Here is a 9,622-nt window from a genome sequence, read left to right on the forward strand (position 1 = left end):
TGCCTGGCGCGATGCCGCCGAAAGCGGCGAAGGCGGCGGCGTTGGCATGGACGATGGTGGCAGCCCGGTCGAAGATGATCAGCGGATCGGCGACGGCGGCGGCCAGATATTCACCCGAGAGCCTCTGCAGGCCGGTGGCCTCGATGGCGGCTCCGCTGCCAGTGGATTGGCGCGCGCCGGCGGCCGGCAGTATTGCCGCTGCAAATAGCAACAGCAGCGCCGCGAGGACGACATAGGCTGAAATCCCGGCCAAGGCATAAACGGCGACGACCGCGACGACGCCGGCCGCAAGCAGCCAGCGGCTGTTCCACAGCCGTGCGGCCATGGTTTGCGCGATGCCTCTCTGCTCTGTGTCCAGGTCAGCCATCTGCCCGCGGGCCCGCACCCCATGCCTTCGCACCCGGTCCACGGTGGCGGAAAAACTTCCACTAGACCGTTCCGGAGGCTCCCCATAGCATGAGTCCGGAAGCTGGAAAGGGTTCGTCTCGATGAAAAAAGCCAAGGAAAGTCCCGCCGCGCCAACTTCGGGGCCGCTGAAGATCAGGATCGGCGGCAAGGAACGGGAGTTCGACATCGAAAACCCCGTGCTTCCCGACTGGGTCGAGGACAACAAGCTGACTGCCGGCGGCTATCCCTACGACAAGAAGATGAAAAGTGATGAGTATGACGAGACGCTCGAGAAGCTGCAGATCGAGCTGGTCAAGGCGCAGGCCTGGCTGCAGTCGACCGGCAAACGGGTGATGGCGCTGTTCGAGGGCCGCGACGCTGCCGGCAAGGGCGGCACGATCTTCGTGGTGCGCCAGTACCTCAATCCGCGCACGGCACGCAACGTGGCGCTGACCAAGCCGACCCCGACCGAACTGGGGCAATGGTACTACCAGCGCTATGTCGACCACTTCCCGACTTCAGGCGAATTCGTCACCTTCGACCGCTCCTGGTACAATCGCGCCGGCGTCGAGCCGGTGATGGGTTTCTGCACGCCGCAGCAGCACGAGCAGTTTCTCGACGAGACGCCGCATTTCGAGCGGATGATCTCCAACGAGGGGATTCACTTCTTCAAATTCTGGCTGAACATCGGCCGGGAAACGCAGCTCGAGCGCTTCCACGACCGCCGCTACAGCCCGCTGAAGAGCTGGAAGTTTTCGCCCATCGACGTTGCGGGCATCACCAAGTGGGACGACTACACCAAGGTGCGCGACACAATGTTCGAGCGCACCCACAAGGAATTCGCGCCGTGGATCATCGTACGGGCCAATGACAAGCGGCGCGCGCGGCTTGCGGTCATGCGGCGCATCCTGTCGTCTCTGCCCTATGAGGGGCGCGATCTCGAAATCATCGGCAAGGAAGACAAGAAGATCATCGGCGAAGGGCCGTCATTCCTGGGAAAACAGGATTGACGCTTTTTTGCGTCGCGCGGCAGGAACCGCGCGACGCAATCATGATGCTTAAGCCGCCAGCCTGGCGATACGCTGCAATCGCCGCAGCGTCGTATCATCCTGCAGCGCCTGCTGGAAAAGCGAGATCTCCTGATCGATGCGATCGCAGAGGGCCTCGGTGTTCCCCTTCAGCAGGCCGCGCGTCTGCAGCAGGGCGGCGACCGGCTTCTTGACGAGCTGTCTTGCCCGACCAAGGGCCGCCTCCTCGACGGTGCCTCCCGGCACGATCTCCGCGACCAGGCCGAGCGCCCTGGCATCTTCGGCGCGAAGCGTGTCGCCGAGGCAGAAGAAGCGGAAGGCACCGGCGTAGCCGAGCTTCTGCGGCGCCAGGATGCTGGTCGCCGCATCCGGCACCAGGCCGAAATCGACGAACGGCACCCTGAACGTGCTCTCATCGGACGCGATCACCATGTCGCAATGGAACAGGATGGTGCAGCCGACACCGACGGCATCGCCATCGACGCAGGCAAGGATGGGCTTTGGAAACGTCGCCAGCGTGCGGAACAGGTCGGTGACGGCGGCGATCAGTTTCTGGTGCTTGGTGGCGTCGAGGAATTCGGAGAAGTCGCCGCCCAGACAGAAACAGCCTGCCAGGCCGCGCAAGACGACGACGCGAACCTCCTCATTGTCGGCTGCTTCATGGAAGGTCCTTGCCAGGCTTTCATAGGCCCTCCTGTCCAGCACCGGCCGGCCGTCACTCGACGACACGGTGACCACCAGCGTGTGGTTGCGAAGTTCAGGTTGCGGATGTGTGCTCATGACTGTCTCCGATCTCATGACGCACGCCTTTGCCCGAGCATGTCGGGATATCCCCTGGCCAGCACGGGAGCAAAATGATTGCGGCGCGACCGCACCACATCGAGTGTGTGCTCGTTGAAGGTCAGCAAGGTGGCGACCACCTGCTGGTTGCCATAGGTGCGCTGATAGCCAAGCGGGGTCGCCAGGAAATGCAGTTGCAAGGCGCGCAGCACCCACATCGGCTCGAACTCGATGATCACCTTGTCGACGCCGCGCTTCAGCCCCCACTCGACGAAACCGGCAATCAGTTCGGTGCCGACGGTCGAAACGCCGCGACGGCCATCGCGAAAACCGGGAGCCACCGCATAGCGGGTCAATTCCCAGATGTTTGGACCCGACGGCGGCGTTCCTTCGGAAAGATCGGTCAAGACCTCGGTCAGCAGATGTGGCCGCGTCGTCGGCAACATCCTCTGATAACCCGCCACTTCACCGCCCCTGATGACGATCTGATGGACCGCCTCGTCGTGATCGAACTGGTCGAGTTCGAGCCCGTCGGGGCGTCTGAGGTCATCCCACCCCATCTCCTCGACGAATATCTTGTAGCGCAAACGATGGACGGCCTCCCAAAGGTCGGGACGTTCCATCAATTCCTGGGTTGTAAGGGAAAAAAGCATTCCGCCGTCTCCTGCGTTCAGAGGAAGATACGGCCGTGCTTTGATGAGAAAATTGCGTGATCGCGTAGGCAAGGATTTCAGGTCGGCACGGCCGACCTAACTAATGTAGCCGCGCCGTATCGCTTCCGCGACGGCCTGCACCCTGTTGACGGCACCTAGTTTGCTTTTGGCGTTAAGAAGATGTTTCTCCGAGGTGTGTTCGGAAATGCCGAGGATTTGCGAAATCTCCCATTCGGACTTGCCGACGGCGGCCCATTGCAGGCATTCGCGCTCGCGCGGCGTCAGCACGATATGATCGATGGTCCTGTTCGCCATGGTGTGGAGTTGCATGGCGCGGCCAACCGCGTAGGTCGAGACCAGCGACACCTGGCCGAATTCGGCGGCGGACAATTCCACGGCCTCGCCGCCCAGCGACACCATGACGATCTGGCCGTCGAGCGTGATCAGCGGAAAGGCCAACCCATCGCGCAGTTTGAAGGCGCCGGCATCGCCCATCACCTCGCCGCTGCTCTTGTCTATGCGGATGCCTTGGGACGCTTCGTGCCACTGGAAGGGCGCCTGCAACTGTTTCATATGGCTGACGACCGGGTCATGATCGACATAGTTGCGCGCGACATAGCGCTCCAGCCACTCGCCAGGCCAATCGCAGAGAAGCACATGCTGCTTTTGCTGGCCGGCCGGCGTGCCTGGCTGCGGGACGGTTCCCGCCATCAGTGCGGTGAGACCGAAATCCGATGTTATGCCCAGCAGCCTTTCGCAGACCGCCGCCGCCGTTGCGGCGTGCTGCAGTTGGTCTATGTATTCCAGCGTGCGATCGAACTGACCCATCGCAACATCAACCCCATGTTGCCTTGTGCATTGCGGCCAATGATGCGTGCCTGATTTACACTTCGCCACCGACCACGGATTGCAAATCGCATACTTATTTTGTGGCTCCCTCTCATCGAGGCGACCGAAGCTGATTTGCAAACCGGCTAAATCATATCCTGAAATCGGCGTGTTGAAATCAAAAACCATTGTGCCTGTACCATTTTCGTACCAAAACCGGTGCGAGCACGACTGTGGCTGAGTTTTATCTTGGCGTTCCGGTGGAGGTCCTTCGCCTTTGCGATGCTGATCGGGTTGCTGTCGTTCGCCGACGGTGCGCGCGCCGCGGCGCCTCAGGTTCCGGTGCTGTGGGATGCCAAGGAGCGGCTGCCCAAGCCAGACCTTTCGAAGCTGCCCCGGCTGAGATTCCTCACCACCACGGACTTCCCGCCTTTCAACTTCCTCGACGGTGCGGGAAAGCTGTCCGGCTTCCACATCGATCTGGCACGCGCCATCTGCGCCGAGCTTGGCATTGTCGAAAAATGCCAGATCCAGGCCCTGCCCTGGGCCGAGCTGGAAGGCGCACTGCGGAAAGGCGAAGGCGAGGCGATCATCGCCGGCATCGCCGCCACACCGGAATCGCGCGCGACCTACGCCTTCTCACGCTCCTATCTGCAGTTTCCGGCGCGCTTCATCATGCCGAAGGGCAAGGCGCTGACCGAGCCCGTCTTTGACAAATTGCACGGCAAGCGTGTCGGCGTGATATCAGGCTCGGCGCATGAGCGCATGCTGCGCGACTATTTCAACACGGTCCAGGTCGTCCCTTTCGACAGGCCGGAAGAACTGTATGCCGATCTCAAGGCCGGCAAGGTCGACGCCGCCTTCGGCGACGGCATGCGCCTGGCTTTCTGGCTGGGCGGCTCGGACGCGGCGGGCTGCTGCCGCTTTGCCGGCGGGCCCTATCTGGCGCCCGAATATCTGGGCACGGGCATGGCCATCGCCACCAAGGCTGACAATCCGGCGCTGGCCGCAGCGATCGACTACGCGCTGCAGGAAATTTCAATGAAAGGCACGTTCGCCGAATTTTATCTGCGCTATTTCCCCGTCAGTTTTTTCTAAAGCCAAGGACTTTCAGGTCAGGGTACGCAGCCGCGCCTTGGCCGCGCGGCCGATGGCAGCAACCGTCAGCGTGTCGAGATCGAGCTGACGCCGGATCAGCTGCAGCACCCGCACCTCTTCCATGCGCATTTCGAGGTCGACGGCGGCAACCTCGAAGGCGGCGGCATAGGCGGTGTCGCGCAGCCGCTCGGGCAAGACCTCGGCGACTTCAGCCAGCACGCCCTCCAGCCCATCCTTTTCGTGCAGGCGCTTCTGGCAGCCCTGGGCGACGCCGACCAGCCTGTCGTGGTTGAAGTCCTCGAACACCGGCCAGGAGCGGACGACCTCGCCGATCCGCGCCAGTTCAACATCGGTCATGTCGCGGTCGGAGGCCGAGGTGATGACCATCAGATAGATCAGGGCTTCATGAGGTGTCGGCAATTTTTTCTCCTTGAACCGGGCCTCGAAGTTAGGAACGCCCGTTCTGCACCGCAAGGAAAAAGCGCCGCACGCGTTGACGCTCCGGCGCTGCACGCCTAGAGACCGGTTGAAAAACCCTTGCTGCGGCCCGCCTTCGGGCCGGCAGATGATTTGGAAAACTGTGACATGGCGGGATCAAACATCATCGATCTCAACCCCGAGCTGCTGGCGGCCGCGACCGAAAGCAAGGCGTGGCCGTTCGAGGAAGCCAAAAAGATCATCGAGCGCTACAAAGGCGCCGACTTTCCGCAAACAGTCCTGTTCGAGACCGGCTACGGGCCGTCCGGCCTGCCGCATATCGGCACGTTCGGCGAGGTGGCGCGCACCTCGATGGTGCGCCATGCCTTCCGTGTCCTGACGCAGGACAAGGTCGCGACCAAGCTGCTGTGCTTTTCCGACGATATGGACGGCATGCGCAAGATACCCGACAGCGTGCCGGACCGCGCCGCACTCGAGCCGCATCTGCACAAGCCGCTATCGTCGGTCCCCAACCCCTTCGGCGGCGACTATGCGAGCTTCGCCGACCACAACAATGCGATGCTCTGCCGCTTCCTCGACACGTTCGGCTTCGACTACGAGTTCGCCAGCGCGACGCAATACTACAAGGCCGGCCGTTTCGACGCGATGCTCAAGCGCGCCGCCGAGCGCTATGAGCAGATCATGGCGGTGATGCTACCGACGCTCGGGCCCGAGCGGCAGGCGACCTACAGCCCGTTCCTGCCGATCTCGCCGAAGAGCGGCCGCGTGCTTTACGTGCCCATGAAGCATGTCGACGCCAAAGCCGGCACCATCACCTTCGACGACGAGGGCACCGAGACCACGCTTTCGATCACCGGCGGCCGCGTGAAGCTGCAGTGGAAGCCGGATTTCGGCATGCGCTGGGCAGCGCTTGGCGTCGATTTCGAAATGTTCGGCAAGGACCACCAGACCAATGCGGTGGTCTACGACCGTATCTGCAACATTCTGGGCGGACGGGCGCCGGAGCATTTCGTCTACGAACTGTTCCTCGACGAGAACGGCCAGAAGATCTCGAAGTCGAAGGGCAACGGGCTGACCATCGACGAGTGGCTGACCTATGCGCCGACCGAAAGCCTCGGGCTCTACATGTACCAACGGCCGCGGCAGGCCAAGAAGCTGTATTTCGACGTTATCCCGCGGGCCGTGGATGAATACTACACGTTCCTCGCCGCCTATCCCCGCCAGGACTGGAAGGAGCGGCTGGGCAACCCGGTCTGGCATATGCATGACGGCAACCCGCCAGCGATCGACATGCCGGTGCCGTTCTCTCTGCTGCTCAATCTGGTCAGCGCTTCCAACGCGCAGAACAAGGATGTGCTGTGGGGGTTCATTTCACGTCATACGCAAGGCGTGACGCCGGCGACGCATCCAGAGCTCGACCGGCTGGTCGGCCATGCGATCCGCTATTTCGACGATTTCGTGAAGCCGACGAAAACCTTCCGGCCCGCCGACGAGGTCGAGCGCGAAGCGCTGGCAGCCCTCGACGAAGCACTTGGCGCGCTGCCGGCGGACGCCAGCGGCGAAGCGATCCAGAACGCCTCGCTCAACGTCGCACGCAGGATCGAGCGCTATCAGGATCATTCCAAGCAGAGCCCGGAAGGCGGCCCCGGCGTATCGGGCGCCTTCTTCCAGATGATCTACCAGGTGCTGATCGGCCAGGAGCGCGGCCCGCGCTTCGGCTCGTTCGCAGCACTCTACGGCGTTGCCGAGACGCGTGCGCTCATTGAGCGGGCGCTGGCTGGTCAGCTGGCTTGAGCACGCCGTCGACCTCTTCCAGGATCGAACCCGGCGCCTGAGGTGCCGGGCCTGGCGCGGCCGGCATCGCCGGCATGCCCGACAGATCGGGCGCCGATCCGAAAATGCCCTTCTTGCCCATGCGCGCCTTGTCGCCGGCCTCGACATAGGGGCCGCCCTTGGCGGCGCGCGCCCAGCCATTTTCGACCAGCCACTGACCTACATCCTGCTTGCCGATCCGGCACTCGGCTGCGATCAGGTCGCGGCCGCCCTGCGGCGGCACCGTGCAGACCACCGCGCGGCCGCGCAGGAAGGCGCGGAACGCTGTCCTCGCCCGGACGCCGCACGGCCAGGACTTGCCGTCCTCGCTGCAAATCTCGTCCTGCCTGACGATGTCGATGCCGGAAACCGCGACCGAGTAGCCCTTCGCCTCGATCAAGCCGGCGGCCGGCGCAACCGGCTGGAACAGCTTTGTGCCGTTCCAGTCGTCAGGCCTTTTCGGCTTGGGCGGCACGGCCAGCGCGAGTTTGCTCAGCGGCTCGCGCGGCTCGATCCGTTCAAGCCCGTCGGCGGGCAGTTCCGGCGGCGCGACGATTTCGGGATCGATCGCCCTCGAATGCGTCGCCGGCTGCGGAGCTGCGATGGCCGATGTGGCCGGCTCCTCGGGCAGCGTCCCGGCAGCCTGCTGCGCCATCGCATCGGCGCCCGGATCAAGCTGGTCCACGGTGATGACGCTTTCACTCCCTTTCAGAGTGTGACCGCCAGTGACGACAATGGCTGCCATCACAGGGACCATCAGAACCGCCAGCGCATGATGGAGAAGCCGCACCAGCTTGACCTATTGGCTTGCCCAGACAATCCGCGCCACCCATTCGACATCGCGCATGGGAATATCGCGGTCGGGATGATCGGGATTGAGCGAGACCAGCGCAATCGACCTGACGGTCTGGCGCTCGAGCACCTTGGCCATCACTTCGCCTGATGTGGTCTTGACGACGACGCGATCGCCCTTGCGGGTAACGGCGCCCGGTTCGACGATGAGGACGTCGCCATTGCGGTAGAGCGGCAGCATGGAATCGCCCTGCACCTGCAAAGCATAGGAACTCTCGGTCGATTGCGTCGGCAGTTCGATCAGATCCCAGCCCTGCCCGGCTGGAAAGCCGGCATCGTCGAAGAAGCCGCCGGCGCCGGCCTGGGCAAAGCCGAGCAGCGGCACGGAGCTTCGGCGGGCGACCGAAGCCGCATGGCTGGCCCCGGCCCGACCTTCAATCAAACCGGTGAATTCGTCGAGGGAAGCGCCCGTTGCCTCCATAATCTTTGCCAGTGATTCGGTCGAGGGCCAGCGCGGCCGGCCATCCGACGACAGGCGCTTCGACTTGTTGAAGGCGGTGGAATCGAGCCCCGCACGCTTGGCCAGCCCCGAGGCCGAAAGCGAATAGCGCTCGGCAAGAGCATCAATGGCAGCCCAGACACGGTCATGCGAGAGCATGTGTCGCTCTCCTTTGAACAGGAAAAAATACCTTCCCTGTTCTAACCCCGGACCGCCATCTTGTCCACAGTGCAAGGCTTACTCACGCCGCTTTCCTGGTCTCGCCTTTCGCATAGGGATCGAAGCGCTGATAGAAGCTCTCACCCTTCTCGGCCATGTCGAGCAGCAGCTTGGGCGCCTTGAACTCGGCGCCGTATTTCTTCTGCAGGTTTCTGGCGATCTTGACGAACGCCTTGGCGCCGATGCCGTCGATGTAGGACAGCGCACCGCCGGTATAGGGAGCGAAGCCGAAGGCGAGGATCGAGCCGACATCGGCCTCGCGCGGGTCGGTGACGATGCCTTCTTCCATCACCCGGGCCGCTTCCAGCGCGATGGTGACCAGCAGCCGCTGCTGCAGTTCCTCATAATCGACCTTCTCGGGCGCAAGCTGCGGATAGAGATCCCTGATGCCCGGCCACAGCTTCTTCTTGGCGGGCTTTGCCGGATAATCGTAAAACCCCTTGCCGTTCTTGCGGCCGAAGCGGCCGTGATCGTCGACCATGGTGTTGATCAGCGCCATCTGCTTGGGATCGACCGCCTTGTCGCCCAAATCCCTGATGGTCTGCTTCATGATCTTCTGGGCAAGGTCGATGGCCGTTTCGTCGGTCAGTGCCAGGGGGCCGACCGGCATGCCGGCTGCCTTCGCCGCGTTCTCGATCATCGGCGCGGGCACACCTTCGATCAGCATCTTGTAGGCTTCCGACATGTAGCGCAGCACGCAGCGGTTGACGTAGAAGCCGCGCGTGTCGTTGACGACGATCGGCGTCTTCTTGATGGCGCGAACGAAGTCGATCGCGGTGGCCAGCGCCTTGTCGCCGGTCTTCTTGCCCAAAATGATCTCGACCAGCATCATCTTGTCGACCGGCGAGAAGAAATGGATGCCGATGAAATTCTTCGGCCGCGCCGAATTCTTGGCCAGCGACGAGATCGGGATGGTGGAGGTGTTCGACGCGAAGATCGCCGATGGCTTCAACCCGGCTTCCGCCTGTTCGGTGGCGCTCTTCTTGACGCCCGAATCCTCGAACACCGCCTCGACCACCAGATCGCAGCCGGCAAGGTCGGCGTAGTCCGCCGTCGGCGTGATCAGCGACAGCAGTTTGTCCTTGTCC

General features: G+C 62.9%; 10 protein-coding genes and 1 pseudogene. 3 read left to right on the forward strand and 8 right to left on the reverse strand.

Going from position 1 to position 9,622, the window contains the following annotated elements; all coding sequences use genetic code 11:
- A pseudogene (locus tag ENZ74_RS11130) lies at nt 1–367 on the reverse strand (two-component sensor histidine kinase); the annotation flags it as partial.
- 121 nt (nt 368–488) lie between these two features.
- Between ENZ74_RS11130 and ppk2 the strand changes: the two are divergent.
- A complete protein-coding gene (gene ppk2, locus ENZ74_RS11135; protein WP_013533648.1) occupies nt 489–1,397 on the forward strand; it encodes a polyphosphate kinase 2 in 909 nt (302 codons plus the stop codon).
- 48 nt (nt 1,398–1,445) lie between these two features.
- Here ppk2 and ENZ74_RS11140 read toward each other — a convergent pair whose 3' ends face one another.
- From ENZ74_RS11140 to ENZ74_RS11150, 3 genes are all read right to left on the reverse strand, one after another.
- Nucleotides 1,446–2,195 (reverse strand): enoyl-CoA hydratase-related protein, encoded by a 750-nt coding sequence (locus ENZ74_RS11140; RefSeq protein ID WP_013533649.1) that lies wholly within the window; start codon nt 2,193–2,195, stop codon nt 1,446–1,448.
- A gap of 14 nt (nt 2,196–2,209) precedes the next feature.
- Complete coding sequence (locus ENZ74_RS11145) at nt 2,210–2,848, reverse strand: acyl-homoserine-lactone synthase (RefSeq protein WP_013533650.1); 639 nt, start codon at nt 2,846–2,848, stop codon at nt 2,210–2,212.
- A gap of 96 nt (nt 2,849–2,944) precedes the next feature.
- On the reverse strand, nt 2,945–3,676 hold the full coding sequence (locus ENZ74_RS11150) for a LuxR family transcriptional regulator (RefSeq protein WP_013533651.1): 732 nt from the start codon (nt 3,674–3,676) through the stop codon (nt 2,945–2,947).
- Between the two features lie 249 nt (nt 3,677–3,925).
- Here ENZ74_RS11150 and ENZ74_RS11155 point away from each other — a divergent pair, with 249 nt between their 5' ends.
- A complete protein-coding gene (locus ENZ74_RS11155; RefSeq protein ID WP_063170010.1) occupies nt 3,926–4,774 on the forward strand; it encodes a transporter substrate-binding domain-containing protein in 849 nt (282 codons plus the stop codon).
- A gap of 12 nt (nt 4,775–4,786) precedes the next feature.
- Here the strand turns inward: ENZ74_RS11155 and ENZ74_RS11160 are convergent, their stop codons facing one another.
- A complete protein-coding gene (locus tag ENZ74_RS11160) occupies nt 4,787–5,194 on the reverse strand; it encodes a tellurite resistance TerB family protein (RefSeq protein WP_127389928.1) in 408 nt (135 codons plus the stop codon).
- Nucleotides 5,195–5,359: 165 nt separating this feature from the next.
- Between ENZ74_RS11160 and ENZ74_RS11165 the strand changes: the two genes are divergently transcribed.
- Nucleotides 5,360–7,006 carry a lysine--tRNA ligase gene (locus ENZ74_RS11165; RefSeq protein ID WP_063170009.1) on the forward strand — a complete coding sequence of 549 codons (1,647 nt, stop codon included), beginning with the start codon at nt 5,360–5,362 and terminating at the stop codon, nt 7,004–7,006.
- Here ENZ74_RS11165 and ENZ74_RS11170 read toward each other — a convergent pair.
- The 3 genes from ENZ74_RS11170 to ENZ74_RS11180 form a co-directional block, all read right to left on the reverse strand.
- Entirely contained in the window at nt 6,972–7,814 is an 843-nt protein-coding gene (locus ENZ74_RS11170; RefSeq protein ID WP_348630692.1) for a thermonuclease family protein, read from the reverse strand. The two genes, ENZ74_RS11165 and ENZ74_RS11170, sit on opposite strands and share 35 nt — an antisense overlap.
- 9 nt (nt 7,815–7,823) lie before the next feature.
- Complete coding sequence (locus ENZ74_RS11175) at nt 7,824–8,474, reverse strand: helix-turn-helix transcriptional regulator (RefSeq protein ID WP_013533656.1); 651 nt, start codon at nt 8,472–8,474, stop codon at nt 7,824–7,826.
- Nucleotides 8,475–8,556: 82 nt separating this feature from the next.
- On the reverse strand, nt 8,557–9,622 hold a 1,066-nt coding region (locus tag ENZ74_RS11180), incomplete at its 5' end, for a 3-hydroxyacyl-CoA dehydrogenase NAD-binding domain-containing protein (protein WP_245470944.1).

This window comes from Mesorhizobium sp. M7A.F.Ca.CA.002.15.2.1, assembly GCF_003998715.1.
In the GTDB taxonomy this organism is placed as follows: Bacteria; Pseudomonadota; Alphaproteobacteria; order Rhizobiales; family Rhizobiaceae; genus Mesorhizobium; species Mesorhizobium ciceri.

Bases quoted from the DNA above. Each gene is read 5' to 3' on its own strand.
- ppk2 (WP_013533648.1), top strand. From the start codon at position 489: ATGAAAAAAGCCAAGGAAAGTCCCGCCGCGCCAACTTCGGGGCCGCTG.
- ENZ74_RS11140 (WP_013533649.1), bottom strand. From the start codon at position 2,195: ATGAGCACACATCCGCAACCTGAACTTCGCAACCACACGCTGGTGGTC.
- ENZ74_RS11145 (WP_013533650.1), bottom strand. From the start codon at position 2,848: ATGCTTTTTTCCCTTACAACCCAGGAATTGATGGAACGTCCCGACCTT.
- ENZ74_RS11150 (WP_013533651.1), bottom strand. From the start codon at position 3,676: ATGGGTCAGTTCGATCGCACGCTGGAATACATAGACCAACTGCAGCAC.
- ENZ74_RS11165 (WP_063170009.1), top strand. From the start codon at position 5,360: ATGGCGGGATCAAACATCATCGATCTCAACCCCGAGCTGCTGGCGGCC.
- ENZ74_RS11175 (WP_013533656.1), bottom strand. From the start codon at position 8,474: ATGCTCTCGCATGACCGTGTCTGGGCTGCCATTGATGCTCTTGCCGAG.